Below are 25,949 nucleotides of genomic sequence, written 5' to 3'. Positions count from 1 at the left end.
CCATTTTAGTTAGATATTTTATTTAAAATTATTTAAATATATAAGTTATTGTTTTGTATAAAAAAGATAATTAAGTTTTTATTTAAAATATATTTATTGTTTATTTTTAATATATTTTGATTAATAATGAAATTAATATGTATCGAGGTTTATTTTATGAGCCTTAAAAATCTAGATATTAATGCCAAATTAGTTAGAGAAATTACGATTATTCTAATAATTAAAGTCGTGCTTCTCTTAACAATCAAACATATTTGGTTTGATGCTCCCACTATCCCCAAAAATTTCGACAATCAAGTCGCTGAGCATATTGCAGGCGATAACACTTCCCACATTAAGGAGACACGTTGATGATTTCTGAAAGCGTGGTTGATCTTTCGCGGTTCCAATTTGCCATGACCGCAATGTATCACTTTCTTTTCGTACCTTTGACCCTAGGCCTTGCGTTTATTCTGGCCATTATGGAAACAACTTACGTGATATCTGGTAAAGAAATTTACAAAGATATGACTAAGTTTTGGGGAAAATTATTTGGTATTAACTTTGCCTTAGGTGTAACTACAGGCTTAACCATGGAGTTCCAATTCGGGACAAACTGGGCATATTACTCACACTATGTAGGTGATATTTTCGGTGCACCCTTGGCAATTGAAGGCTTAATGGCATTCTTCCTTGAGTCGACATTTATCGGTTTATTCTTTTTCGGATGGGACCGTCTGAGCAAAGTACAACATTTAGGTGTAACTTGGTTAGTTGCTCTTGGCTCTAATATGTCAGCTCTCTGGATTTTGGTTGCGAATGGTTGGATGCAAAACCCTGTTGGCGCAGCATTTAACTTCGAAACCATGCGTATGGAGCTTGTCGATTTTGGCGCTCTTATTTTCAACCCTGTTGCACAAGTAAAATTTGTACATACTGTTTCTGCTGGATATGTAACAGGTGCGATTTTCGTACTCGCCATTTCAAGCTATTACTTGCTTAAAAAACGTGATCTTCCTTTTGCTCGCCGTTCATTTGCAATTGCCGCAATTTTCGGACTCGCTTCTACACTTTCAGTGATTTTACTTGGTGATGAATCTGGTTATGAACTAGGTGATGTGCAAAAAACTAAACTCGCTGCAATTGAAGCTGAATGGGATACTCACCCTGCGCCTGCGCCATTTACATTATTTGGTGTACCAAATCATGAAGAAATGCGAACAGACTATGCAGTTAAAATTCCTTATGCATTAGGTTTAATTGCAACTCGCTCAACAACTAAAGAAGTTACTGGTCTTAAAGATCTCATGCAGCAGCATGAAGTTCGTATTCGCAACGGTATGCTTGCTTATGCTGAACTTGAAAAACTACGTGCTGGTGATCGCTCACCAGAGTTATTAGCTTCATTTGAGAAAAACCAAAAAGATTTAGGTTATGGCCTACTTCTTAAAAAATATGCACCAAATGTCGTGGATGCAAGTGAACAAAACATTCAAGCCGCTGTCAAAGACACTGTTCCAAATGTGACTGCATTGTTCTTCTCTTTCCGTGCAATGGTGGCCTCTGGTTTCTTAATGTTGCTTCTTTTCATTTTAGCCACTTGGGCTGTAGCAAAAAGAAATGCTGAAAATAAACCTTGGTTACTCAAATACGCATTGTTTGCATTACCTCTTCCGTGGATTGCTGCACAAACAGGTTGGTATGTCGCTGAAGGAGGTCGTCAACCTTGGTCTATCGGTGAGATTTTACCGACACACTTATCAACTTCGAGTTTAAGTACAGGTGATGTATGGGGCTCTATCCTCGCGTTAGCAGCGTTCTATACCGTCCTTTTAATTATTGAAATGTACTTAATGATTAAATTTGCTCGCTTAGGACCAAGTTCTCTTCACACTGGTAAATATCATTTTGAAAAACAAGAGCCGAAAGCACCTGTTAATGGGGAGGTTTTATCATGATTGAATACGAACTCCTAAAAATCATATGGTGGGTGTTAGTTGGAGTCCTACTCATCGGATTTGCTTTAACCGATGGCTTCGATATGGGCTCAATGGCACTCATGCCTTTTGTTGGTAAAACTGATAACGAACGTCGTGCTGCTATAAATACTATTGCACCGCACTGGGATGGTAATCAGGTCTGGTTTATTACCGCAGGTGGCGCCCTATTTGCAGCTTGGCCAATGGTTTACGCAGTTGCATTCTCAGGAATGTACTGGGCCTTATTACTTGTGCTATTTGCCCTATTCTTACGCCCTGTAGGTTTCGACTATCGTTCTAAACTTGAAAATACACAATGGCGCAACTCTTGGGACTGGGGGCTTTGTATTGGTGGTGCCGTGCCTGCTCTAGTTTTCGGTGTAGCGTTCGGTAATTTATTTTTAGGTATTCCTTTTAGTTTAGATAGCACATTGCGCTCTGAATATTCAGGTAGCTTCTTTGCTCTTCTTAACCCATTTGCCTTAGTTTGCGGTATCGTCAGTTTATCTATGCTGTGTGCGCACGGCGGTGCTTGGCTTATGCTTCGCACAGACGGCGCTTTGAAACAGCGTTCTGCCAAAGCCACCCAAATTATGGCAGCAGTATTCTTGGTTTGCTTCCTTGTAATTGGGGCATGGTTATACTTCGGTCAAGTTCCTGGTTATAGTTATGCTGCTGCAATTGATCCAAATGCTGCTCTTAATCCTTTAGCGAAACAAGTCGTCACAAATAACAACCCAGGTTGGATGAACAACTACTCCAGCTATCCAATCACTAAGGTTGCTCCAGTTGTCGCAATTTTAGGGGCAATTATTGCCTTCTTTACAGCATCAAAAGCAAAAGCAGGTTTAAGCTTTGCCGGTACAAGCTTAATGATTGTAGGTGCAATCTTAACTGCTGGGTTTGCTCTCTTCCCATTTTTATTGCCATCGAGTATTAACCCGAACTCTAGCTTAACAATGTGGGATGCTGTATCAAGTCACCGTACTTTAGGTGTTATGACTGTTGCTGCATGCATTTTTGTTCCAATCATTTTGCTCTATACAACTTGGTCGTATTACAAAATGTGGGGCGTGATTACCAACAAACATATCGAGTCAAACTCGCACAGCTTGTACTAATAAGGAGAAGCAAATGTGGTATTTCGCATGGATTCTTGGGATTTTGATGGCATGTTTTGCAGGTGTATTGAGTGCTCTTTATATCGAACATCATCAAAATTTAGATGAGGAATAAATCATGGCAAACGCAATGACAGCATCAAATCAAAGAAAAGCTCAAGCATTTGCAATGGCCATTTCATTTCTGTTGGCATTGCCGCTTGCTGCAATTTTACTAGTTCATCCTTCACTAATGTTAGATGCAAACGGACACTATAATCATAGCCAGCTTATGCTGGTCATGGTGGGGATTTCCGGAGGTTTCATTTACGGTGTTGGTTTTGTACCCCACTTCTGGTTATGGAAATGGTTATTTAGTCCATGGGTAGCTTGGCCTCTCATGCTTTTAGGCTATTACATCTGGTTTCTAACCTAAACAAAAAGGACCTCATTTGAGGTCCTTTTTCATTTCAATCAGCTTAATAGGTACAAGTGGAACTCCAACATCTGCTTCAAGTAGATATGGTTCTTGATTGCCTGTTTTTGTATATACGCGTCTCTCATAATAACTAATTAGCTCTGAACGCACATTCAAAACATACATGAGGCACTGTCCAATTCCGGTACTTTGTGCAAAGCAAACCGTTCAGCGTACTCCAGAACCGAACGACCTACTTTCATATTCTGTATTTGAGGATCTATACAGAATGTTCCTATCTCAACCGCGTTGTTTTGAAATGTAAGGCCTATACATGCAGCAATTTGTGAAGAATCTATTTCTGCAACTAATAATACTGAGTTCGGTAATTCTAATTGCTGTTTCAATTGCTCTTGGCTAATACGTTGTCCTTTTACAAATTCAACTTCAGTTGTCCAACTTCTACCTTGTTGCGCTCTATAGGCCTGATTAATCAAATCTACAAGTGAGGAAATATCACTCACTTTAGCTAAACGGAAATTTAAATTTATCATAAATATACTTAGGCTATTTAAAATATTCTAAAAAATAAAGCCGATATTAAATCGGCTTTATTTTGAATAGCAATTGATTAATTTGATTGTTCAGCTAACCAAGCCATAAATTTTTGACGCTCAGCTTTAGAAGATTTTTGCCAAATTTCGACCAAACGCTGATCATTCGTTTGTGCCACACCTGCCGAAGGTACTGTTACGGCAATAGGTGCAGCAACTTGAGCTGTGGTCGGTTTTGCATATACGGCATCAGGTTGTTGCTTAGATGATTTAGTCGTGAAGTCAGTAACCTTACCTAACAAGCCTGTTGCAAACCAAGGTTTTGCTTCATTATTTGCACCAGTCTGTTGAACAACTAGTTCATTATTTGAATTATATACAGCGACTGTTGGTTGCTCAGCATATTTTTTTGCTTGTTCAAATTCTTTTGGAGCACCTACCATTGCAAGCTTATAGGTTTGACCATCTTTTAATGTTGGTGTTTGAATTGTAACGACTCCAGACTTAACAATATCGTGTTCACCATTTAGATGTTCAAAGTATTCTTGATAACGCACACTTAGGTTCGTTGTACCAGCATCAACTTTGTAGTTATTCTTAGAAGAACGAAATAATCCTGAATTGACTTCTTGACCATTCACCGCAAGGATTACAATTTCCTCTGGTGCTGTAATTGTAACTGCTGAAAATACTGAACCGCTGAGTAATAAACCAATCGCAGCAATACTTAATCTTAAAGTCATCTGTTCACGTCTCTATAATATTTAATAGTTTCTAAAAACATGAGCAATATGCAATATGATTATGACGATTTTATGACACTTATTCTTTTGGCGAAGCTGCACTTAAAACTTTTAAAATATATTATTGAATTATAATAAATAACTATTTTTGATCGTTAATTTTAAACACATAAAAAAAGAGTACCGTTTAGGTACTCTTTTCATCAACTAAAATTAGTTAAATGTTTTGAAACGGTCTTCATCGCTAATGAATGCTTTTTCACCAGCTGGCGCTTCAACAGAACCAAATACTAACTGAGCACGTAATTTCCAAGTTGCAGGTACATCAAATGCTTCAGCAGCATCGGCGTCAACAACTGGGTTATAGTGTTGTAAAGACGCACCTAAACCAAGTTCTGAAAGTGCTGTCCAAGTCGCAAACTGAGCAATTGCACTTGAATGTTCAGACCAAACTGGGAAGTTATCTGCATATAATTCAAATTGCTCTTGTAAGCTTTTAACAACAGCTTGATCTTCATAAAATAGTACTGTACCGACACCAGCAACAAAGCTATCAATTTTTGCATTTGTACCAGCGAACGCATCTGCAGGAACAATTTTACGTAACGCTTCACGAACTAAGTTCCAAAATTTAGCATGTGATTCACCATAAAGGGTTACTACACGTGAAGATTGAGAGTTGAATGCTGATGGACTATGTTTAACCGCTTCACGAATTGTTTCTTCGATTTTTGTGCGATCTAATGCAACATTTTTACCAATTGCATAAATAGTACGACGGTTTTTAATTTTATCTAAGAAAGTAGACATTTTGTTATTTCCTACCTATTTGATTGACCATTGGCCGTTGTTTGGGAATGAATATAGTCTATGAAACTCATTTCTTATAATCAGCATTAAAAATATGACAGTTCGTTTTATTTTCGCAACAATAAAAAAAGATATAAATATAAAAAAACCTCACTATTTTGTGAGGTTTTTTATAGATAAGCTGCAAATTATTTTTCTGTTTCAAATAGTGCTGCTACAAATGATTTCGCCGAGAACGGTCTTAAATCATCAATTTTTTCACCCACGCCAATAAAACGAATTGGTACATGAGTACGGCTAGCAATATTAAACAGCACACCACCTTTTGCAGTGCCGTCCAACTTAGTAATAGTAATACCCGTTAAACCAACTGCTTGGTCAAATTCTTGTACTTGGTTAATTGCATTTTGCCCTGTACCTGCATCTACTACTAACATAATTTCATGCGGTGCCGTTGCATCAATTTTCTGCATAACACGCTTAACTTTCTTAAGCTCTTCCATCAAGTTACTTTTATTATGTAAGCGGCCTGCGGTGTCTGCAATCAATACATCAATACCTTTAGCTCGCGCACTTTCAAAAGCATCAAAAATAACCGAAGCACTGTCTGCACCATGGCCTTGGGCAACAACGGAAATATCGTTACGTTCACCCCAAATTTGTAATTGTTCAGTAGCAGCTGCACGGAATGTATCACCTGCTGCTAGCATTACTTTCTTGCCTTCGCCTTGCAAACGCTTAGCCAATTTACCAATAGTCGTTGTTTTACCTACACCATTCACACCAACCATTAAAATCACATAAGGCGATTTATTTGGGTCAATATGTAAAGGCTTCACACGTGGAGCAAGTAAAGCAACCAACTCTTCTTGTAAAGCTTTATAAAGCGAATGTGAGTAAATTAAATCGCCACGTGCAGTACGTTCAGTTAAATTGGTAATAATCGTTTTTGTTGCATCAACACCAATATCTGCAACTAATAATTGCTCTTCGACTTCCTCAAGCAGCTCATCATCAATTTCTTTACCACCAATTAAGATATTGACCATACCATCGGTAAAATTACGACGAGTTTTAGTCAAACCTTCTTTCATTCGGCCAAAGAAACCAGACTTTGGTTGCTCTGGTTCAGTTGAAGGTGCAGCTTCAACAATTTCTTCAGCTTTTACTTCTTGCTTAACAGGTGACTCAACGATAGGAACATCGATAGCAGGTAAATTAGGCAATGTGACATCGTCATCCCCGATCTCAGCATCTATCAAGAATTTATTTTGCATATTCGATTGTTGTTGCATGCCGATTCCTTGAAAAGCAGCGTGTTAAAAAACAGAAAGTTTAGCATAAATTCAAGTTTTTGCCTGCTCCAATAGCGAGCAAAACCTTGTTGAAATAAAGACAGTATTTATTGAGTATCTTCTTGTGCTAACGCAGGATATTCCTTGATGTGATCATGTTCAAACTGATAAGCATGCATTAGCTTTAAATACTCTGCTCTATGAATTTTTGATTGAGCCATAATCAACTCAGCCATATCTTGAGTTCTAGGATATGTCGCCTGCCGTGAAAGTTGTACAATACGTTGATACTGTTCTGAGTTGACAGGACGAAGTAATGCTAAATAAGACAGCATAAAAATACAGCCAATGATAATAATCACAACCAGATTAAAACATTGATCTGCCTTGAACTCAGACTTTAATTTAAGAAAATTTTCTTTGAATGTGAGCATGACCTACCTCTAATTTATGTAGTGTAGGGTTCAATGCACTTCAGCACAAGGTCAAAATCCAGTAAGGCTCTATTCTTTATCCTTACTGGATAACAAACTTTAGCTTATTAAAGAGCGAATTACAGAGAAGTATAAGATTGCCGCAATAATTACTAAAACCAGTAACATAGCAAAAATGCTTAAACCTTCTTCTGCATCAGCCGGATGCAATTCATCTTCATCTGCAATTTTTCTAAGCTCACCATCATATACATTATAGAATCGAACTTTTTGGTCAGGGGCTAATTGACGAGCATAGTCAAAAACACGTTTACGTTGTGCTAGACAATAATCCCCTAAATGTATTTCTTGGTGGAAAATTGCTTCATCTAATAATTTACGATGGTAATGGGCAAGCTCTATGATTTGCTCCTCTTTAGGAGGAGTATCAAAAACAAAGCCATCGATAGTATTTGTCATAGTTATTCTCCTTGTCTTTTATTCTCATATTGATTTTACTCAAAATTATTTGTGAATAATGTTTAATCATGTATCCTAATAGTGAACTAACTGATGCCGATCAATAGTTGACAAATCCATTAATTTGTAATATTAGTTTAACAATTCTAAGTTACATTAGTTCAAAGGCAGTGGCCTTTAGAAAAAGTAATCATAATTAAAATAAGGAGTTTTATATGATTCAACGTATCTCTCATCATGATTTAGAACATGTATACGCAACTGCGGTTAACACAATTCACTCTCAAATGAATTTCCAAGATGCGGTTGCACAGTTAGAAGAAGTTGCTCGTGCTGGTCACGGTAAAGCTGCTCTGTTCTTAGCAGAACTATATTATCAAGGTTTCCGCGTAGAACGTGACTCGATGAAAGCACAATATTGGCAGAAGTTGGCCACGATGCAAGCATAAATAAACGTCACTTAGGTGGCGTTTTTTTATACCTGTAAAAAGTTCAATATAAATTAACCATAACTATGTTCATCTTGCGCTTCGCCAAAGCTTTAATCGCTTTGTCTTGCTCAGGTGGCGTTTTTTCTCCTGTAAGAGACTAAAGTTATCTATTTATCTACAGCCTTACTTCATCACTTCAATCTCGGCTCCAGCATTACCTTTTTTTGGGCATTGATCTATATAGATATTTCGAGCCATCAATATTTGTTTACGATTTGACACCTGTTTAAACTGAAATGTCATGTGGTTTTCTTATAATAGGCAAGACAAGTTGAGAACCTTTAAATTTAAAATGAACAGTTTAACTAATCTACAACCGGTTTCTAAAGACTTGATGATCAAGATTTATATTTTAAGAACCATGATGTACTGTGGGGTTCTTTGGGGACTATTTGATGAAGGCTGGGCTATTAAATCAGATCAGGAAGATTTTATTTTCCCGTTTTGGTTAAATGGAGTTCAAGCACATCGATATGCCAAAACTCATTGGCCTAATTACAAGCCAAGAAAAATTACTCCCAAAGACTTCCATGAATCTTTATTACCTACTTTAACACGGTTAAAAGTGACCCCTGCTTTATTTAACTCATCGCATCGTAAGTTGAAGTTATCTACTCAACAAATGCATCATTTCTTTTTCAATCATCCAAAATGGCAGGTAGCTTAAAGTTTTAAGCTACCAAATTTAGAGTGCTTTTTGAGCGCTTGAGCATAAAACTTATATTTGAATGACTCGTTAGTCTTTGCATTTTTTAAAAATCGAGCTAATTTAAATCAAAATGATAAAACAACAGGACAGAAGAAATGACTATCGTTGCACAAGTAATTAAGAACAAATCTGAACAAGCGATTTTTACAATTTCACCCGAAGCGACTGTCCTTGAAGCAATTACGATTATGGCTGAAAAAGGTATTGGTGCTTTAGTCGTAGCAGAAGGTGAAAAAGTTGTCGGAATATTATCTGAACGTGATTACACACGAAAAGTAACACTTATGGAGCGTTCGTCTTATAGCACTACCGTTGCTGAAATTATGACGGCAAAAGTAATTACGGTAGGTTTAAATAATACAGTTGAAGAATGTTTACAGCTCATGACCGATCGTCATTTACGTCACCTACCTGTATTGGATAATGGAAAATTGGTTGGTTTTATTTCAATTGGTGACTTAGTTAAAGCCGCTATGGAAGACCAAAAAGTTTTAATTGAACAATTAAAACAATATATTTCAGGCTAAATACAAAAAAATAAAAATGGGCGATTAACTCCCATTTTTATTGCCTTTAATACTTAAAGATAATTCGTAATTAAAGCGACTAAACGCTCTAGCAAAATATCGGCTTGAGCTTGTGTCATATTAATTGGAGGTAATAAACGAACCACAGAACCTGCGGTAACGTTAATAATAAGCTTGTATTCATCACGAGCAATCGCAACAAGCTCAGCACAATCTTTAGGTAGTTGAATACCAATCATCATACCGAAACCACGTACTTGTACGCTCTTACCAGACAATTGAGCACGTAATTGGTCAACAATATAGTTACCCACTACTGCTGCATTCTCTACTGCATTTTCCTTTTGAATCGTATCAATTACGGTATAAACCACACGAGAGCCCAATACCGTACCGCCATAAGTCGAACCATGGCTTCCAGGTCCTAACAAACCTACAGCTTTACCTTGAGTCATTACAGCACCCACTGGAAAACCATTACCTAAACCTTTTGCAGTGGTTAAAACATCTGGAATAATATTTGTATGTTGATATGCGAAGTATTTACCTGTACGACCATTACCAGTTTGGATTTCATCCAGCATCATCAACCAGTTATGCTGATTACAAAGGTGGCGAACTTCTTCTAAATAGCTAAACCCTTGTGGCGCGGTATTAATGCCGCCTTCGCCCTGAATCGGCTCAATCAAAATAGCAACGATATCGGGATGTTGTAAGGCTGCTTCTTGAATAGCTTCAATATCACCAAATGGCACGCGAATAAAGCCTTCTACCAGAGGAGCAAAGCCATCTTGTACTTTCTTGTTCCCTGTTGCAGAAAGCGTAGCTAAAGTACGGCCATGAAATGATTGCTCAGCAACAATAATCTTTGGCAGGCTTATACCTTGTTGAGTACCAAATTTACGCGCAATTTTAATTGCACCTTCGTTTGACTCAGCACCACTGTTTGAAAAGAAAATCTCTTCCATACCCGAAACTTCAGCAAGCTTTTGAGCTGCCGCAGTTTGCCAAGGAATTTCAAACAAATTACTTGTATGTACGAGTGTAGCTGCTTGTTCTGCAATTGCCTCTGTAATAGCTGGATGAGCGTGTCCTAAACCACATACAGCAATACCAGTAAGTGCATCTAAATATTCTGTACCATCTTGTGTATAAAGATATGCCCCTCGGCCTCGGACAAAACTGATCGCTTGGCGACCATAAGTAGCCATTAAGTGTGTTGGTTGATCAGGTTGTACTGGAGCTAGGGTAATATCAGTCATCACGAACTCTGTCTGTATGAGGTTTTAAGAAGGGTTTATATAAACAAAAACTTGCGCTGATGAAAAGTCTCATCACTCATTTATCTAAAATTTCGTCTGCTTTTTACTATCACTTCGGTTTATACAATAAAATATTGAATATTCTATGCAACTTTAAGCAACAAGGTGGTTTGCAAAGCAATGTGAACACCCCCTATAATGCTGCAAGATTAGTTGAGGATCTACATATGACTGAACAAGCACGTGATACTGAAGCGTTAATTCGCGATCAAATTGCGAAGCATCCCGTTTTACTTTACATGAAAGGCACTCCACAGTTTCCACAATGTGGTTTCTCTGCACGTGCAGTAGAGGCGCTCAGTCAAATTGGTCGTCCATTTGCATATGTGAACATCTTAGAAAACCCTGATATTCGTGCAACTTTACCAAAAATTGCAAACTGGCCTACTTTCCCACAATTATGGGTAAATGGTGAGCTTATTGGTGGTAGTGATATCATGCTCGAAATGTTCCAAAATGGCGAATTAAAACCATTAATCGAACAATACAGCGCAGCTCCAGAAGCGTAATAATAAAAAAGCCAATCGAAAGATTGGCTTTTTTATACTCATGAATTTAACAATCACTTATCCCTACATAGCGAAATAAACCATCTACACCAAGATCTGCTTTTAAAATAGTTAGATTTTTATATGGTGTAGTCGTTATCGCATCAAAAATATTCATGTTCGGATCTTCATGTAACTCATCTACATTTTGAGTCATGCATTCTTCAAAACGGTCAGCTACAAATTCAAAGCCCAAATCCATCGCAATGAACAATGTATGTTCACAAGGTTGAACGTACTGCTCTTGTGTCCAATCAATAACCGCAAGCTTACAAATTGGGCAAAGAATATTGGCCTCTGCATTCTGTAATTCAACTAACTGGTAAGACATACTTTAAAAAAAAATCGAGAAAAATACATTTTATGAAAATTAAGGCATGAACGCCATATTTGATTTTCAACTCCAAAAAATAAATTACAAAAACATTCCAATGTAATTACATTAAAATTTCAAATTATCTAAACTCCTCTTTTTAAGTCATATTTATAAGCTTTTTACAAAAAATTAAAATCAAACTTTATCGTTGCAAAATTAATAATGTAAAATCTTTAGTGTTGCATAAATAGGATATTTTAATGCTCACAGATCTTGATGATTTTTATTGTTTTGCCCTTGTTGTTGAGCATGGTGGATTTAGTGCTGCCGAACGTGTTACCGACATTCCAAAATCAAAATTAAGTCGTCGTGTTTATAATTTAGAGGAAAATTTAGGGGTTCGCTTAATTCAGCGTAGTTCTCGTCATTTTGCTGTTACCGATATCGGGATGGATATCTATAGACACGCGCAAGTCATGATGAATGCTGCTCAAGCAGCCCATGATTTAGTTGATCATTTAAGTATTCAACCGAGAGGTGTAGTCAAAGTAAGTGTTCCGGTAGACATTGCACAAAACCAGCTACCTAAAATTTTACCAGCATTCTTAAAAAAATACCCTGAGATTCGTTTACAACTGATTGTAAGTAACCGCCGCGTTGATGTTATTAATGAAGGGATTGATATTGCTCTACGGGTCAGATCTAAACTAGATGATGACCCTAGTCTGGTATTAAGACAGTTTGCGCTGATAGAACAAAGCCTCTTTGCAAGCCAAGCTTATTTAAATGAGTTTGGTAATATTAAATCACCTGATGAATTAAGTGATCATCGTATTTTAAGCTTGTCTGAAGAGCATTTAGATCAACAATTTATATTGCATGGCCCAGACAACCAACTGAAGAAAGTGAAAGTTAGTCCAACCATCATGGGAACAAATATCTACATGCTCGCCCAACTTGCGAGTCAAAATTGTGGTATTGCGTTGTTACCTGATACAGCGGCTGAAGACTTTGTGAAATCGGGGCAACTTGTGCAAATCTTGCCAGATTGGAAAGCAGCTCACGGTATATTCCATGCTGTTTATCCGTCTCGTAGAGGATTACTCCCAGCAGTGCGTGTATTCATTGATTATCTTGTGGAACAACTTTCAGAACATTAATAAATTAAGCTCTATAAAAAAGTTCGATAAATTATCGAACTTTTTTATAACTATTAAATTTCCGGATAGCTTCCCACACCTTCTGGCCATGGTGTCAGTAATTCAAAACCAGTATCTGTAACTGCAACCATGTGTTCCCATTGAGCAGATAAAGAAAGGTCTTGAGTAATAACCGTCCAACCATCGTTTAATTCTTTAACTTGAGGTTTCCCTGCATTAACCATAGGTTCAATCGTAAAGACCATACCTTTCTTCAGAACTAAACCTTGTCCACGTTGACCATAATGCAGAATATTAGGTTGCTCATGATAAACTTTACCAATGCCATGCCCACAGTATTCACGGACAATACTATATCCTTCACGATGAGCAACTGATTGAATGGCATAACCAATATCACCTAAAGTAGCTCCTGGTTTAACTGTGTGAATACCAGCAACCATCGCCTCATAGGTTGTTTCAACTAATTTTTTCGCATGCGGATTTACGTTGCCCACATAATACATACGGCTCGTATCGCCGAAATAGCCATCTTTGATAATTGCTACGTCAATATTAATAATATCGCCATCTTTTAAAACTTTATTTGGCGAAGGTATACCATGACAAACTACTTCATTTACTGAGGTACAAATTGTTTTTGTAAACCCATGATAACCAACATTGGCAGGAATAACTTTTAAAGTATTTACGATGTAATCATTGCAAATATTATCTAAATATTCAGTTGTTACACCTGGCTTAACATACTTCCCTATCATTTCTAAAACTTGTGCAGCCAAACGCCCAGAAATTCTTAATTTTTCCAGATCTTGTTCAGTTTTAATTGTAACAGTAGAAGCTCTCATTCAATTTTATCCTCGTAGGGACTGTTTTTACCATGCCTACAAAAATGTTAGTTAATTTAGAGTATTTTAGAATGGATATAGGATAGGCGGAAAGCTTTAAATGCCCAAATATTCAACATTCATAATCGTATTTTATATTTTTATTTTTACATAATTTCCTTAAAAAGTCAGACTTAAAAACTGTTTTCTTTATTTCTTTCAATGATTTTTCAATTAGATAACTTAACCAGTTGATATTTTTCATATCTCTGAATGATTTTTAAGTCCTGAAAAAAAGCTTTTTCACATAAAATAGCGCTTGATCATGCTCTCTTTTGCTCTAAAATTCTTTCTTTTTCGTTAAATTTAATTTATGCAACAACTTCGTACCGGAGATATTATTGCCTTAGGTTTTATGACCTTTGCCCTCTTTATTGGGGCTGGCAATATTATCTTTCCTCCCATTGTGGCACAACAAGCCGGTGATCATGTATGGCTAGCTGCCATAGGCTTTTTGATTACTGCCGTTGGCTTACCCGTAATTACGATTATGGCACTCTCTCGTATGCAGGGTTCCATTGAAATCATTAGTTCACCTTTAGGTCGTATCGCAAGTCTGATTTTAACAGTGGTTTGTTATTTATCAGTTGGCCCTTTATTTGCTACGCCACGTACTGCAACAGTTTCTTATGAAATTGGCTTTTCGTCATACTTTGGAACATCAAGCAGTAGTCTTCTAATTTACAGTGCGATTTACTTTGCATTTGTAACTGTTGTTTCTTTATATCCAAACAAGCTTTTAGATACAGTTGGACATGTTCTAGCACCTCTAAAAATTATCGCTTTAGCAATTTTAGGTATTGCAGCGGTTATGATTCCTGCGGGCTATGTTCCTGCGCCAATTAATCATTATGTGAACTCTCCTGTTTCAGAAGGTTTCGTAAATGGTTATCTCACTATGGACACTTTAGGTGCCTTAGTATTTGGTATCGTCATTATTCAAGCGATTTATTCGCGTGGTGTTACTGATAAAAAACTAGTAACCAAGTATGCAATTATTGCCAGCCTTATCTCAGGTGTTGGTCTAACTTTAGTTTATTTAAGCTTATTTAAATTAGGTTTAGGTAGCCATGAAGTCGCACCAAATGCAGCGAATGGTGCTGTAATCCTACATGCATATGTTCAACATGCTTTTGGAAACATGGGTTCATTATTCTTAACTGGCCTCATTTTCTTAGCCTGTATGGTTACTGCAATTGGTTTAACTTGTGCATGTGGTGAATATTTTGCCCAACTCACTAAGTTACCGTATAAGCTTTTAGTTTTCATCTTAGTTGGTTTCTCTTTCATTATTTCTAATCTTGGATTAACCAAACTCATTGCCGTATCAGTACCGGTTTTAAGTGCAATTTACCCACCTGCTATTGTGGTTATTATGCTCAGTTTCTTCTGGAAATTTTGGCATAAGCCATCGTTTATTGTTGGTTCAGTAACAAGTATTGCTTTAATTTTCGGAATTATCGATGGGCTTAAAGTTGCTGGTTTTGGGGATAACCTTCCTACTTTCCTTCAACATTTACCATTAAATGAACAAAACTTGGCATGGTTGATCCCATCTTTAGTTGTTCTTGCGGTGACTACCCTTATCGACAAAGTTAAACATAAAAGCATTTAATCTGGTGTTTTTTTGAAATCGAGTTTTACCCAAACATGATTTTATATATCGAATAAAATGCTGCGTTTACCCAACCGGCATTTTATTTCCAACACCAGTATTTAATGACAATTCAACTATAGATATAATTAATTTTTACTGTAATATTACACTAAAATAATTTTTAGCTTACTCAGGAAAGAAGAGCATAAATGAAAACTAAATATTACCTAACATTAGCAGATGCAGAGTTTTTAATGGAAGAAGCTCAAAAATATGCAATCGAACACAACTTCAAAGTCAGTATAGCCATTGTTGATGAAACAAGCTCTTTATTACTTATGAAACGCCTAGATGGCGCTTCTCCTCTCAGTACACATATATGCCTAGAAAAGGCTAAATGCTCATCAATGAGCGGTCGCCCTTCAAAATTTTACGAAGAACTTCTTCAAAATGGCCGTCTTGGTTTCTTAAGTCTACCAAGTGCTAAAGGTATGCTAGAAGGCGGAAAAGCGATTATTTATGAAGGCCAGATTTTAGGCGCAATTGGTGTTTCTGGTGTCCAATCTTTTGAAGATGCTGAAATTGCACAACACGCAATTGATGTCTTCTTAAAGAAACAAAGCAACTAAATTAAATTGAGAGAAAAGAGAAATTATTACACTTTTCACCTAAAAATTTCTCTTTTCTAAAATATTAAGTATTTTATACAAAAATATTTAATATTTACCTTTCTTATACCTTAACTATTTATAAATATAGAGGTTTTCATAAAACTGTTCAAAATTTTTTCAATTGACTATTGAATTAAGCTAAAAATACAAGTACAACATTAAACTTATTCTTGACTAAAACATTCGGTTTTAGCGCAACCACAAGGAGGGATGGAGATGTTATCATTACATTTCAACAAACAAGTCTTCATTAACACTCTGAACAGTAAAGATTCAGTTGTTTATGGAGTAACAACGCTTGCTCTTATGCTGACTCTACTGTTTCAAGGTATGATTAAAGGGAATCTCAAACCCGAATACTTTATGTATGCCATGGTTGTTTCTTTCGTATTTTGTGTATGGGCCTTTGTCGACCACAAAATGCGAAAATTAGCTAAAAGACGACTGAGTCAGTCACAGTAATACAAAGATTAAAAATGGATGAGTGATCATCCATTTTTTATTTGCTTAAGAACAACAAGATCGTTCCCATAACTAAAATAGCAGTTGCTAGTAGCTCAGTAACAATTAAACCGATCATCATGAAAGTCATCAACCATGTCGGTAAACTAAAGTGCCCTAACCTATGGGGTTGTTTAAACTGATTGGTCGTATCCTGCAAAAACCCGTGGATGATATAAACTAAAATTGAGAAGCTAAAAAATAGTATATTTGCCAATACACACCATAAAGCAATATCTTCATTTAAAACCGTAAAATAACTTAATACAGCCAAAATGAGTGTAGCTGCGGCATAAAGCAAACTGCTTCTATGTGCAATGTCTACATAATAATGTGCACGGCTTAATTCAGAATGGCGAATTTGCCAATATTTCCATACTCCTGTTAACATTCCTATCCATAAAAAGACACCGCTAAAGACTATAGCCAACTGTACAGCTTTCGATATTTCCATAATTTCCGTTATTCGTTTTATTAAAATTTGATGAGCTGTATAACATAAATCTTGACTTTGTAGTCACATTTTAATCAAGTGCCTTTTCAGAACTCATGTACATTAAGGTAAATGATTAGACAATTCACTTTAAATCTATGGATAAGACTTATGAATCTTTTTGGATAACCTGTAAAGATGGTTATCAGCTTGCAGCTCAATTTTATCCTGCTCAAGAAAAGAAAACTGAATACCCTGTCCTTATTTGTCCAGCAACAGGTATTACTAAAAACTTTTATCACTCCTTTGCAACTTGGCTAAGTCAACAAGGCCATGATGTATTGAGTTTCGATTTCCGTGGTATTGGCGAGTCTCTACATGGAGCTTTAAAACAAAGTACCGCAAGTATTACCGACTGGGGAACACTTGATATCCCTGCTGCAATTGATGCTTTATTAACAAAAACGAAAGCAAACCAAGTTATTCTTATTGGACACAGCGCGGGTGGACAATTACTAGGAGTCGTACCTAACTATAATAAAGTTGCAAAAGTAATAACGGTTGCAGGCTCAACTGGACATATTAAAGGCCTTAAAGGAAAAACCAAGTTTCTAGCGCCAGTTATGTTTAATCTTATCTTCCCTGTTTCTAGTGTTGTTAAAGGTTATGGTGCAACTCAATTTATTGGTATGGGAGAAAATCTACCTAAAAAAGTTGCTCAACAATGGCGAGAGTTTTGTAGCCGTCCCGGATATGTGAAAAATGCTATAGGCAAGACTATTTTTTATGATTTTCATTCAGATATTCAGTGTTCAATTACTGCTATTTGGGCTGATGATGATGAAATTGCAACTAAACGCAACGTACAAGAATTATTAAGTTTATATCCAAATGCAAATAAAAAAATGATTGAACTTAATCCAAAAGATTTAGGATATAAATCAATTGGCCATATGCTGTTATTTAAAAAATCACATCAAAAACTTTGGCCTATTTTAGAACAAGAAATAAATCATTAATCACCGCTTTTATTTTCGCCTCTAAGTCAGTAATCCGGCTTAGAGGTTTTTTTGTATTAAAAACGAGCAGCTTTTTACTTAAATGCGTCGATATACATTTAAAGTTCTGCTAAGGTAATTCATCTGAAGCTGTTGTCAAAACAGGTATATTTACTTGTTTAATGCAAACAGCTTCTTTTTTTCTGTTTTAGCTAAAGCCAAAGAAATTGTTCAAGGATAATTATGCTAGCACTAGAGCCTCAACATATTCATATGAATCAACGTGCTGTTGATAAAACACATGCATTAAAGTGTCTAGTAGATATATTAGAAAAAGATGGGTTAGTTACACCTGAATATATAACAGGACTCGTCAATCGTGAACAACAAAGCGCGACTTACTTAGGCCAAGGTATTGCTATTCCCCACGGTACTCCTCAATCACGTGAATATATTCTAAAAACAGGTATTCGCTTAGCTCATTTTCCTGAAGGCGTGATCTGGGATGGAGAAAATAAAATCTATTTAGCTGTCGTGATTGCAGCGAAATCTGATGAACACTTACAAGTTTTGCAAATTCTTACTCGGGCATTAATGCATGATGTGAGTGAACAAGTAAAAAATGCTTCTAAACCCGAACAAATTATAGAATTACTACAAGCTCAGCCATTATCTTTAGCGCTTCATGAAAATCTCATTCAAACCGAAATTGATGCGCAAGATATCGAAGACTTATTTTGGACAGCTTCTCAAACGCTAAAAAAACATAATTTTGTAAAATGTGGTTTTCTAAGTTCACTTGATCCACAACAAGCCATTCAACTGCAAGATCAAATTTGGTCCATTTCCAGCAATCACTTTGTTCAGCAACCTGCCATTAGCATTACTAAACCATCAAAGGTTTTAGAGCTACATGGTAAAAAGCTAAATACGCTCGTTTGTATTGCTGCTAATGATCAGCTCGATAATGAAAGATTTAATCGTTTAATTGATATTTTATTTAACCCGGAGCAAGTGGCCGAGTTAGATAAAACCCAAACTCCAAACGAAATTGCAAAAATTATTGGGGCTGATGTTATTCCAGACTGGCCTCAACGCTCAGTGGTATTAGCAAATGCCCACGGTTTACATGCTCGACCAGCTACACATTTAGTCAATCTCACAAAAACTTTCCAAGGTGATATCCAAGTTGCTGTAGATGATGGTAGCTTTGTTTCTGCTAAAAGTTTAACTCGTCTTTTAGCCTTAGGTTGTAAACGTGGGCAAACTCTACGTTTTATCGCAGAACCAGAAACCGATGCAGTAGATGCTTTAGATCAAGTTGTCTTGGCAGTGCAGCAAGGTTTAGGTGAAGAAGTTGAAGCAATAGCAGTAACCAGCGAACCACCTGAACAGCAACCTGTGCAAGCTGCTGTATCAAATGCTACGACATTAGCTAACAATACAGGAATCGCGGCATCAAGTGGTTTAGCTTTTGGCCCAGTACATGTGATTAAGCCGAAGGTTTATCAGTATGAACGTATGGGTTTAAGTGTAAAAGCTGAGAAAGAAAATTTAGATATTGCATTACATGCCGTAAAAAACAATATTCACCAAGTCATTGCCAAAGCTGATGCTTCTGAAATTAAACAAATCTTTCAAGCTCATTTAGAAATGCTTGATGATCCTGATTTGATCAATGGTGTATATCAAAAAATTAATCAAAATTTATCAGCACCAGCTGCGTGGCATGAACATATTGAAGCTGCTGCCAAAGCACAGGAAGCCCTACCAGACCGTTTACTCGCTGAACGTGCAACAGACTTACGCGATATTGGTGATCGAGTCTTAACACAGTTATGTGGTGAAGTGGTTATTGAAGAGCCTAAAGAGCCGTATATTTTAATTATGCATGATGTTGGGCCAAGCGATGTAGCTCGTCTTAACAAAGATCGCGTTGCAGGTATTTTAACTGCTATAGGCGGTGCAAGTGCTCATAGTGCAATTGTGGCACGTGCTTTAGGCATTCCAGCTATTGTTGGTGCTGGTGAACAAGTTTTGGAAATTGATCAGAAAAGTACCCTACTCATTAATGGTGACACGGGAATTTTTGTTTTAAATCCAGATAAAGTTCAAATCGAACAAGCTAAACAAGAGCGTGAGCAACAGCGTCAAATTCGTGAAGAAGCCGAACGTCATAGTCAAGAACCTGCTATTACTTTAGATCAACACCAAATCGAAATTGCTGCCAATTTAGGTAAAGTTCAAGCAACAGCACAAGCAGTAGAATGTGGTGCAGAAGCCATTGGACTACTTCGTACAGAGCTGGTTTTCATGTCTCATAGCAGTGCACCGAGTGAAACGGTTCAAGAAGCTGACTACCGAGTGGTATTAGATGCACTTGCTGGCCGCCCACTTGTTGTACGAACATTAGACGTAGGTGGTGACAAACCCTTACCTTACCTACCAATTGCTGAGGAAGAAAATCCATTCTTAGGGTTACGGGGAATTCGTTTAACCTTAAGGCGTCCTGAGCTTTTAAGACAGCAATTAACTGCTTTATTAAAAGCATCGGATAATCGTCCATTACGAATTATGTTCCCTATGATTGGACGCGTTGAAGAATGGCGTGCTGCAAAAGCGATTCTTGATGAAGTAAGAGCTCAACATCCATGTGACAATTTACAAGTTGGCATTATGATTGAAGTTCCTTCTGCAGCTTTACTTGCGCCAATTCTTGCACAAGAAGTCGACTTTTTCAGTATCGGAACAAATGACCTAACTCAATATACGTTAGCGATTGACCGAGGCCATCCAATACTCTCAGCTGAAGCAGACGGTTTACACCCAAGTATTCTCAATTTGATTGATCAAACTGTTAAGGCTGCCCACAAACACGGCAAATGGGTGGGAATCTGTGGTGAGCTTGCAGCAGACCCGAAAGCTGTACCTATTCTCATGGGATTGGGCGTGGACGAACTGAGTATGTCGCCAAATAGTATTCCACTCGTAAAAGCTCAAATTCGTACGCTGAGCTATAGTCATGCTCAAAAACTTGCGCAACAAGCTTTATTGTGTGATAGCGCCCCTGCCGTACGCCAGCTCTCTGAACAAGACTTATAAAATTGGGAATAGTAATGGCTAAAATTTTAACAGTTACTTTAAACCCTGCAATTGATGTAACCATCCAACTAAATGAGTTACAGGTAGGTGAAGTGAACCGACAAGAGTCGGTAGAAATTCATGCGGCTGGTAAAGGCCTTAATGTTGCTCAAGTATTAAAAGACTTAGGTCACGATGTAATCGTAACCGGTTTTTTAGGCGAGCATAATCGACAAATTTTCGATACACATTTTACCCAAGCTCAATTTCAACCCGAATTCATTTATATTGATGGGGAAACACGCCAAAATATAAAAATTGCTGAGCATTCTGGGCGGATGACCGATTTAAACGGCAAAGGATTCTTTGTTTCTGAAACAGACAAACAAAGCCTATTTAATAAGATTGAAGCTCTGTTACCACAAGTTGAAGTGGTTGCAATAGCTGGTAGCCTACCCCAAGGTTTTAGTATTGATGAGTTACAACAACTTATTCAACTGATCAAAAAACAAAATAAAAAAGTTGCATTAGATACCAGCGGTAAAGCTTTGGTTGCCGCAATTGCATGTCAACCTTGGATGATCAAGCCTAATACTGATGAGCTCGTAGAAAGTTATCAACGTCCTGCAACAAGCTATGCCGAACAAAGAAAACTTTTTGACAGCTTAACCGACATTGAGCATGTGGTGATTTCAATGGGTGAAGATGGCGTAAATTGGCTGCATGCCTCTCATCCCCTACATGCTCAAGCACCAAAAGTTATTGTAAAAAGTACAGTCGGTGCTGGTGATTCCCTCTTAGCGGGTATGATCCACGGACTTGTAAGTCAACTATCTCCTGAAGAAACTTTAAAAACTGCGACAGCAATTGCAAGCCATGCTGTAACACAAATTGGTTTTCGAATTCCTAGTCCCGAAGTTCTAGACCAATTAAAAGCACAAACTACTATCAATTCATTGAGTGAATCTGATGCAAACTGCTAAACATTTATTATTTGTCACTAATAGTCCGCAACAGCAAGTCAATGCTTTGATTTTAGCTCGTAAACTTGCTTTAGTCGCAACACAACATGGTTATAAACACAGCGTTATTTCACTCGATGAGTTTGAATCAGGTGATGACTTTAATCATGTGATTATTGTTGGGCAACAACCTAAAAACCTAAATATTTTTGGTCAAAGAGCTTTGTCTTTAGTTTCTATTCAAGATATTAAAGAAGATGCTGATAAAGCACTTTTAACGGCGCTTGAACACTCGAAACCAGCAAATGAATGGGATCAAAAACCTAAGCAGGCTTCAAATACAGCAACTCACTTTGTTGCAATTACTGCTTGCCCAACTGGAGTTGCTCATACATTTATGGCAGCTGAAGCGTTACAGCAAGGTGCAGAGAGACTTGGGTATCAAATCGATGTAGAAACTCAAGGTTCTGTAGGTGCGAAGAATATTTTATCAGCACAAGCGATTGCGGACGCCGATATTGTTATTCTAGCCACTGATATTGAGGTCAACACAGACCGTTTTGTAGGTAAACGTGTTTATCGATGCAGTACTGGTTTTGCATTAAAACAAACCGACAAGGCCTTTGCCGAAGCAATTGCGAATGCACAAGTTTTAGAACAAGGTAAACAACAAGCTACAACTGAAAATAAAGATAAAACTGAAAAAGTTGGTGTGTATAAACACTTATTAACTGGTGTTTCTTATATGCTGCCTATGGTGGTTGCAGGCGGCCTGTTAATTGCACTTTCTTTATGTTTTGGCTTGAATGCAGCCGAACAAGCAGGCAGCCTACCAGCCATATTAAAACAGATTGGTGCGGCAGCATTTACCCTAATGGTACCGATGCTGTCAGGTTATATTGCATATTCAATTGCAGATCGTCCTGGCCTTGCACCTGGTTTAATTGGTGGGTTATTAGCAGCACAGCTACAAGCGGGCTTTTTAGGTGGTATTGTTTCTGGCTTCCTTGCAGGTTATATCGCATTATTTATTGCCAAAAAACTTAAACTACCAACTAGCTTAGAATCTCTTAAACCTATTTTAATTATTCCATTATTAGGAACATTATTTGTCGGTCTCATTATGTTCTATGTGGTTGGCCAACCAGTAGCACATATTTTTGAGTTAATGAAAGATTTCCTTAACAACATGGGCACCACAAATGCCGTATTAATGGGAATTATTCTGGCAAGTATGATGTGTATTGATTTGGGCGGACCAATCAATAAAGCCGCTTATGCTTTTACAGTCGGTTTACTTACAACCAATACTTACATGCCAATGGCAGCCACTATGGCCGGCGGAATGGTTCCTGCAATAGGTATGGCAATTGCGACCTTCCTTGCTAGAAATAAATTTAGTACAGGTGAGAAAGATGCCGGTAAAGCTGCTTTCGTGCTTGGTCTATGCTTTATTTCAGAAGGTGCAATTCCATTTGCAGCAAAAGATCCAATGCGTGTTATTCCAACTTGTATTTTAGGTGGTGCAGTCACTGGCGCATTAGTTGCTCTATTTCACTGTGAACTTGTTACTCCACACGGTGGCGTATTTGTACTTCTGATTCCAAATGCAATCAATCATGCTTGGTTATATCTAGCAGCAATTGCAGCTGGAAGCATCGTCACGGGTGTAAGTTATGCCATCCTTAAAAAGAACCAAGAAGAAAAGTTATTACCGAACGCATAGCTTATAAAAGGGAGAATTAATATTCTCCCTCAATTATTTATTAATTTGAATCGCACGTGCCATAACTTGTTCAGGAATATCTTGAGCTAATATCACTGCAAGAGTTGGCTTTTGATTAGATTCTTCTTTTAAGTTCTGAGCTTCTAAAACTGCATTGACATCTTTTGGAGCTAATCTATACATCGCTCCGGTAAATGGATCTACAATTAAAATTCCAATTAAGCCACCAAAAAGAATATTACCAAAATACCAACCACTAAGTGTTCCTGTTACTTCTACAGTTTTAGTTTGATAACCAGCTTTACTAAAAGTTACTTCATATTTTTCAGGTTTAAAGTATCCAGCTCCTTTTTTCAAACTAACAGTAACAGGCGTTTGACCGGTATGTATTTTCTTTCCTTTTCTATTTTTAATTTCAATAGAAGCTGACTCTGGCACACTTGTAAAGGTAACTACTTGCGAAGACCCAGTTATAATACTTGCACAGCCATTTAAACCTAAAGTAAAAGCTAATACAGAAGTAACTAATATTTTTTTCATGATTAATACGCAAAAATTTTCATTTCTCATTTAAACGCGCACTATACCAAAAACAAACAAAAAAACAACAATAGTGCAAAACTTAATAGTTCAACAATTAATCTAATATTCAAGTTAAACAAATAATAAAAAGTTAAAAAATCAAAACTCCTAAGAAAAGTGAAAATTTTTTATTTTTCAATTAACTAACTAAGATAAATTTTAATAGTTTAGATTAAAAGATGAATTATATTAAATGTATGGTAAATTTTTAGTATTTCAAACCAAATTAAACTATTGATTAAATTAAACATTTCTTTATTAAATGGATTAATTTTTTATAATTATGACTTTATAGACAAAAAATTTTTATAGAAATGTCACGTTCAAAACAACTTTTTTTTTCTAGGATTCTCATGCAAACAGGTATCGTTCATTTTACGAACAAGCGAGCAGCCAAGTTCAAATAAACGGTAAGAAATAAGTTTTATCAGATTAGCAAAATTTATAGTTTGTCCTTGTTAAATCAAACAATATAAATTTTGCTCATGACTTAAAGTCCTGATATAACTTGCTTAGTGAAACTATATTTTTCAACTATTAAAATTAGTTTCATAAAATGCGATCCACCAAGGTATGGGGAAAAGTCAATGACAAAGAAGTATGCGCGTTTTTTACCTACAACGGAATCTTTCACTCTTGAAGATTTTCCATATTATTGGATTACTCAGGTCCATGCTCAATATGTTCAAAATATTGATAATGCCCTTAAAAAATATGGCTTAGATAACTCACGTAGACGCATTATGCTTGCGCTAAGTAGTAAACCTCACGCTAGCGTTTCTGAACTATCTGACATGATTATTTCAAAGATGTCGACTACAACTAAAATTGTTTATCGCTTAAAAGATGAAGGTTTAGTTGAAACATATTCTTGTCAAACAGATGGTCGTATTACACGCGTATATCTTACTGAACGTGGTACTGAAATGATTAATAAAATTAACGATCTAACCAGTGTCGTACTTGAGCAATCATTTGAAGGTATTACCCCTCTACAGTTAGAAAAAATGATGGAAAGCTTAAAAATGCTTTTAAAAAATCTATCTCGTTAATTTCTTTAAAACTTGTTTAGATTTCAAGCTCTCTTATGAGGGCTTTTTTTATATTTACTGAACAGGACTCAGAACCTAGATTTCACAAAGTAGCCAATTAAACACTATGCTTGTTGACATGTTCTTTCAACTCCAGTAGAAACTCTCTTTTATTATCTACATTGTAATTTTAGGAAAAATGGCTAAAAGAAAATATAAAAGTGATAAGTTTCAGGTACGTCGTATTAATCGCCAATGGTGGGTACTTGAGAAGGACTTGGAAACGAACTGCTATGCTAAGCATGAACAAGTAGCAACAAAAACATTGGCTAATAATTATGCTGATGATTATATAGAGCAATACTATATGAATCTCTATATTCAACAACAGTTGAAAAAACCAGAAACCGTATAAAAAGCCTTTATGGCTTTTTTTATTTATAACTTAAAAATTTAATAAACAGTAAAATAATAAAATTTTTGGCATAAAAAAAACCTACATCTTGGGGAAAATGTAGGCTATAAAATGCACAAAAAGGAATGATATATCCTTTTTGACAAGAAGAATTTTACGCTACTGCAAGCTCTTATTTTATATTACTTTTGTAAAGTTAATGGTGGTTATTGTATTAATGC

The 25,949-nt window shown here is 36.7% G+C and carries 29 protein-coding genes and 1 pseudogene; 19 read left to right on the top strand and 11 right to left on the bottom strand.

Annotated features, from left to right (window positions below):
* Nucleotides 1-156: 156 nt before the first annotated feature.
* From cydP to ACIF8R_RS18185, 5 genes are read left to right on the top strand one after another with little or no spacing between them, the layout of a single operon-like run.
* Nucleotides 157-351 (top strand): cytochrome oxidase putative small subunit CydP, encoded by a 195-nt coding sequence (cydP, locus tag ACIF8R_RS18205; protein ID WP_004701293.1) that lies wholly within the window; start codon nucleotides 157-159, stop codon nucleotides 349-351.
* Entirely contained in the window at nucleotides 351-1,937 is a 1,587-nt protein-coding gene (locus ACIF8R_RS18200; RefSeq protein WP_263613858.1) for a cytochrome ubiquinol oxidase subunit I, read from the top strand. The genes cydP and ACIF8R_RS18200 overlap by 1 nt, the downstream gene beginning before the upstream one ends.
* Entirely contained in the window at nucleotides 1,934-3,079 is a 1,146-nt protein-coding gene (gene cydB / locus ACIF8R_RS18195) for a cytochrome d ubiquinol oxidase subunit II (protein ID WP_396482435.1), read from the top strand. The genes ACIF8R_RS18200 and cydB overlap by 4 nt, the downstream gene beginning before the upstream one ends.
* Nucleotides 3,080-3,092: 13 nt before the next feature.
* Nucleotides 3,093-3,194 (top strand): cytochrome bd-I oxidase subunit CydX, encoded by a 102-nt coding sequence (gene cydX / locus ACIF8R_RS18190; protein ID WP_000270276.1) that lies wholly within the window; start codon nucleotides 3,093-3,095, stop codon nucleotides 3,192-3,194.
* Nucleotides 3,195-3,494, top strand: coding sequence for a cyd operon YbgE family protein (locus ACIF8R_RS18185; protein WP_396482439.1), 300 nt, complete (start codon nucleotides 3,195-3,197; stop codon nucleotides 3,492-3,494).
* Between the two features lie 12 nt (nucleotides 3,495-3,506).
* On the opposite strand, the pseudogene ACIF8R_RS18180 reads toward ACIF8R_RS18185, so the two are convergent.
* The 6 genes and pseudogenes from ACIF8R_RS18180 to ACIF8R_RS18155 all read right to left on the bottom strand — a co-directional run bounded on the left by ACIF8R_RS18180 (nucleotide 3,507) and on the right by ACIF8R_RS18155 (nucleotide 7,771).
* A pseudogene (locus ACIF8R_RS18180) lies at nucleotides 3,507-4,030 on the bottom strand (GNAT family N-acetyltransferase).
* Between the two features lie 77 nt (nucleotides 4,031-4,107).
* Complete coding sequence (locus tag ACIF8R_RS18175) at nucleotides 4,108-4,773, bottom strand: DUF2057 family protein (RefSeq protein WP_396482433.1); 666 nt, start codon at nucleotides 4,771-4,773, stop codon at nucleotides 4,108-4,110.
* A 213-nt stretch (nucleotides 4,774-4,986) separates the two neighbouring features.
* Nucleotides 4,987-5,583 (bottom strand): nitroreductase family protein, encoded by a 597-nt coding sequence (locus ACIF8R_RS18170; RefSeq protein ID WP_002046928.1) that lies wholly within the window; start codon nucleotides 5,581-5,583, stop codon nucleotides 4,987-4,989.
* Nucleotides 5,584-5,771: 188 nt separating this feature from the next.
* Entirely contained in the window at nucleotides 5,772-6,878 is a 1,107-nt protein-coding gene (gene ftsY, locus ACIF8R_RS18165) for a signal recognition particle-docking protein FtsY (RefSeq protein WP_343568034.1), read from the bottom strand.
* A gap of 107 nt (nucleotides 6,879-6,985) precedes the next feature.
* Nucleotides 6,986-7,312, bottom strand: coding sequence for a hypothetical protein (locus tag ACIF8R_RS18160; RefSeq protein WP_002046830.1), 327 nt, complete (start codon nucleotides 7,310-7,312; stop codon nucleotides 6,986-6,988).
* Nucleotides 7,313-7,411: 99 nt separating this feature from the next.
* Nucleotides 7,412-7,771, bottom strand: a complete 360-nt coding sequence (locus ACIF8R_RS18155) for a hypothetical protein (RefSeq protein WP_396482430.1) — start codon at nucleotides 7,769-7,771, stop codon at nucleotides 7,412-7,414.
* Nucleotides 7,772-7,986: 215 nt separating this feature from the next.
* Between ACIF8R_RS18155 and ACIF8R_RS18150 the strand changes: the two genes are divergently transcribed.
* From ACIF8R_RS18150 to ACIF8R_RS18140, 3 genes are all read left to right on the top strand, one after another.
* The gene (locus tag ACIF8R_RS18150) at nucleotides 7,987-8,220 is read left to right on the top strand and encodes a hypothetical protein (RefSeq protein WP_002050673.1); all 234 of its coding nucleotides are present in this window, start codon (nucleotides 7,987-7,989) and stop codon (nucleotides 8,218-8,220) included.
* 334 nt (nucleotides 8,221-8,554) lie between these two features.
* Nucleotides 8,555-8,929, top strand: a complete 375-nt coding sequence (locus tag ACIF8R_RS18145) for a DUF2750 domain-containing protein (RefSeq protein ID WP_263613862.1) — start codon at nucleotides 8,555-8,557, stop codon at nucleotides 8,927-8,929.
* Between the two features lie 137 nt (nucleotides 8,930-9,066).
* Nucleotides 9,067-9,498, top strand: coding sequence for a CBS domain-containing protein (locus ACIF8R_RS18140; protein ID WP_002132959.1), 432 nt, complete (start codon nucleotides 9,067-9,069; stop codon nucleotides 9,496-9,498).
* 53 nt (nucleotides 9,499-9,551) lie between these two features.
* Here ACIF8R_RS18140 and ACIF8R_RS18135 read toward each other — a convergent pair whose 3' ends face one another.
* Nucleotides 9,552-10,760 (bottom strand): aspartate aminotransferase family protein, encoded by a 1,209-nt coding sequence (locus ACIF8R_RS18135; RefSeq protein WP_396482428.1) that lies wholly within the window; start codon nucleotides 10,758-10,760, stop codon nucleotides 9,552-9,554.
* A gap of 227 nt (nucleotides 10,761-10,987) precedes the next feature.
* Between ACIF8R_RS18135 and grxD the strand changes: the two genes are divergently transcribed.
* Complete coding sequence (gene grxD / locus ACIF8R_RS18130) at nucleotides 10,988-11,329, top strand: Grx4 family monothiol glutaredoxin (protein WP_000138830.1); 342 nt, start codon at nucleotides 10,988-10,990, stop codon at nucleotides 11,327-11,329.
* A gap of 46 nt (nucleotides 11,330-11,375) precedes the next feature.
* Here the strand turns inward: grxD and ACIF8R_RS18125 are convergent, their stop codons facing one another.
* Nucleotides 11,376-11,699, bottom strand: a complete 324-nt coding sequence (locus ACIF8R_RS18125; protein WP_396482426.1) for a hypothetical protein — start codon at nucleotides 11,697-11,699, stop codon at nucleotides 11,376-11,378.
* Nucleotides 11,700-11,944: 245 nt separating this feature from the next.
* Between ACIF8R_RS18125 and ACIF8R_RS18120 the strand changes: the two genes are divergently transcribed.
* Nucleotides 11,945-12,844 (top strand): LysR family transcriptional regulator, encoded by a 900-nt coding sequence (locus tag ACIF8R_RS18120; protein ID WP_396482424.1) that lies wholly within the window; start codon nucleotides 11,945-11,947, stop codon nucleotides 12,842-12,844.
* A gap of 53 nt (nucleotides 12,845-12,897) precedes the next feature.
* Here ACIF8R_RS18120 and map read toward each other — a convergent pair whose 3' ends face one another.
* Nucleotides 12,898-13,692 (bottom strand): type I methionyl aminopeptidase, encoded by a 795-nt coding sequence (gene map / locus ACIF8R_RS18115; RefSeq protein ID WP_311070775.1) that lies wholly within the window; start codon nucleotides 13,690-13,692, stop codon nucleotides 12,898-12,900.
* Between the two features lie 352 nt (nucleotides 13,693-14,044).
* Between map and brnQ the strand changes: the two genes are divergently transcribed.
* The 3 genes from brnQ to ACIF8R_RS18100 all read left to right on the top strand — a co-directional run bounded on the left by brnQ (nucleotide 14,045) and on the right by ACIF8R_RS18100 (nucleotide 16,461).
* Nucleotides 14,045-15,346, top strand: coding sequence for a branched-chain amino acid transport system II carrier protein (gene brnQ / locus ACIF8R_RS18110; RefSeq protein ID WP_396464008.1), 1,302 nt, complete (start codon nucleotides 14,045-14,047; stop codon nucleotides 15,344-15,346).
* A gap of 191 nt (nucleotides 15,347-15,537) precedes the next feature.
* Complete coding sequence (locus ACIF8R_RS18105; protein WP_212283806.1) at nucleotides 15,538-15,957, top strand: heme-binding protein; 420 nt, start codon at nucleotides 15,538-15,540, stop codon at nucleotides 15,955-15,957.
* 258 nt (nucleotides 15,958-16,215) lie between these two features.
* A complete protein-coding gene (locus ACIF8R_RS18100) occupies nucleotides 16,216-16,461 on the top strand; it encodes a hypothetical protein (RefSeq protein ID WP_311070769.1) in 246 nt (81 codons plus the stop codon).
* A 37-nt stretch (nucleotides 16,462-16,498) separates the two neighbouring features.
* On the opposite strand, the gene ACIF8R_RS18095 is transcribed toward ACIF8R_RS18100, so the two are convergent.
* Nucleotides 16,499-16,954, bottom strand: a complete 456-nt coding sequence (locus ACIF8R_RS18095; protein WP_396482421.1) for a hypothetical protein — start codon at nucleotides 16,952-16,954, stop codon at nucleotides 16,499-16,501.
* A gap of 137 nt (nucleotides 16,955-17,091) precedes the next feature.
* Between ACIF8R_RS18095 and ACIF8R_RS18090 the strand changes: the two genes are divergently transcribed.
* The 4 genes from ACIF8R_RS18090 to ACIF8R_RS18075 all read left to right on the top strand — a co-directional run bounded on the left by ACIF8R_RS18090 (nucleotide 17,092) and on the right by ACIF8R_RS18075 (nucleotide 23,700).
* Entirely contained in the window at nucleotides 17,092-17,952 is an 861-nt protein-coding gene (locus tag ACIF8R_RS18090; RefSeq protein ID WP_396482419.1) for an alpha/beta fold hydrolase, read from the top strand.
* Nucleotides 17,953-18,174: 222 nt separating this feature from the next.
* Nucleotides 18,175-21,033 carry a phosphoenolpyruvate--protein phosphotransferase gene (ptsP, locus tag ACIF8R_RS18085; RefSeq protein ID WP_396482417.1) on the top strand — a complete coding sequence of 953 codons (2,859 nt, stop codon included), beginning with the start codon at nucleotides 18,175-18,177 and terminating at the stop codon, nucleotides 21,031-21,033.
* A 14-nt stretch (nucleotides 21,034-21,047) separates the two neighbouring features.
* Nucleotides 21,048-21,995, top strand: a complete 948-nt coding sequence (gene pfkB / locus ACIF8R_RS18080) for a 1-phosphofructokinase (RefSeq protein ID WP_396482415.1) — start codon at nucleotides 21,048-21,050, stop codon at nucleotides 21,993-21,995.
* Nucleotides 21,982-23,700 (top strand): fructose-specific PTS transporter subunit EIIC, encoded by a 1,719-nt coding sequence (locus ACIF8R_RS18075; protein WP_396482413.1) that lies wholly within the window; start codon nucleotides 21,982-21,984, stop codon nucleotides 23,698-23,700. The genes pfkB and ACIF8R_RS18075 overlap by 14 nt, the downstream gene beginning before the upstream one ends.
* A 33-nt stretch (nucleotides 23,701-23,733) precedes the next feature.
* On the opposite strand, the gene ACIF8R_RS18070 is transcribed toward ACIF8R_RS18075, so the two are convergent.
* Nucleotides 23,734-24,240, bottom strand: a complete 507-nt coding sequence (locus ACIF8R_RS18070; protein ID WP_396482437.1) for a hypothetical protein — start codon at nucleotides 24,238-24,240, stop codon at nucleotides 23,734-23,736.
* 629 nt (nucleotides 24,241-24,869) lie between these two features.
* Here ACIF8R_RS18070 and ACIF8R_RS18065 point away from each other — a divergent pair.
* Nucleotides 24,870-25,334 carry a MarR family winged helix-turn-helix transcriptional regulator gene (locus ACIF8R_RS18065; protein ID WP_002050629.1) on the top strand — a complete coding sequence of 155 codons (465 nt, stop codon included), beginning with the start codon at nucleotides 24,870-24,872 and terminating at the stop codon, nucleotides 25,332-25,334.
* Between the two features lie 178 nt (nucleotides 25,335-25,512).
* The gene (locus ACIF8R_RS18060; protein ID WP_200028254.1) at nucleotides 25,513-25,728 is read left to right on the top strand and encodes a hypothetical protein; all 216 of its coding nucleotides are present in this window, start codon (nucleotides 25,513-25,515) and stop codon (nucleotides 25,726-25,728) included.
* The last annotated feature ends 221 nt before the right edge of the window (nucleotides 25,729-25,949 follow it).

Origin of the sequence: Acinetobacter sp. ABJ_C4_1 (assembly GCF_044538495.1) — a bacterium.
Classification (GTDB): Bacteria; Pseudomonadota; Gammaproteobacteria; order Pseudomonadales; family Moraxellaceae; genus Acinetobacter; species Acinetobacter nosocomialis_A.
Note: the sequence above shows the minus strand (reverse complement) of the source record. Positions and strands in the feature narration are given on the sequence as shown.